The sequence below is a fragment of the Flavobacterium erciyesense genome (assembly GCF_018069925.1).
Taxonomy (GTDB): Bacteria; Bacteroidota; Bacteroidia; order Flavobacteriales; family Flavobacteriaceae; genus Flavobacterium; species Flavobacterium erciyesense.
Map to the genome: position 1 here is coordinate 1 of NZ_JAGPXB010000042.1, position 604 is coordinate 604.

General features: G+C 28.0%; 1 protein-coding gene. It reads right to left on the reverse strand.

All coding sequences use genetic code 11. The features are described from left to right. Positions 1 to 142: 142 nt before the first annotated feature. A complete protein-coding gene (locus KBJ98_RS15225; protein WP_210791951.1) occupies positions 143 to 556 on the reverse strand; it encodes an SPRY domain-containing protein in 414 nt (137 codons plus the stop codon). Positions 557 to 604 lie beyond the last annotated feature (48 nt).

Below are 604 nucleotides of genomic sequence, written 5' to 3' on the forward strand. Positions count from 1 at the left end.
GCCGCTTGGCGAGGTTGGGGACCAAATTAAGATTTATTTTTCGGTTAAGCACAAATTTCCAAGTACAAGACCAACTTTAAATTAAGCCTAAAACCCCAATCTAGCCAAACGGCTGTTACCAGAAGTGGCATTTACAATTTTTTTATTGTTCTGAGGATAGTTTATATTCAACAATATCATCTGGAACTTCCAGATTTTGTATTTCAAAATGCGTATTTGTCAATTTCAAAATTCTATATCGGAAACCCTGAATTGAAACAATGCTGTCATTTTCGAAAAACCATTTCTCTGGGTAGATTACATCACCAAAATCATATTTTATTCTTTCTTTAGTATTATTTGAATCACCAACATTAAAAAAATAATATAAATAATTTCCATTTTTACCAAAATAGGCAGAATACTTTGGTTTATAATATTTATAGTCTTTAATTTTAATTAAATCCCAGTACTTTCCATTGCTGTATCCAATAAGTTTTTTTTCATTTTCACTTTTACACGAAAAAAAACATAGGATTATTATGTTAAAAATAAATATCGAGAATCTATTTTTCATTTTTATAATTTAGTTTTATTTTCGATTTTTGAAGCCATTTCTGGTAAC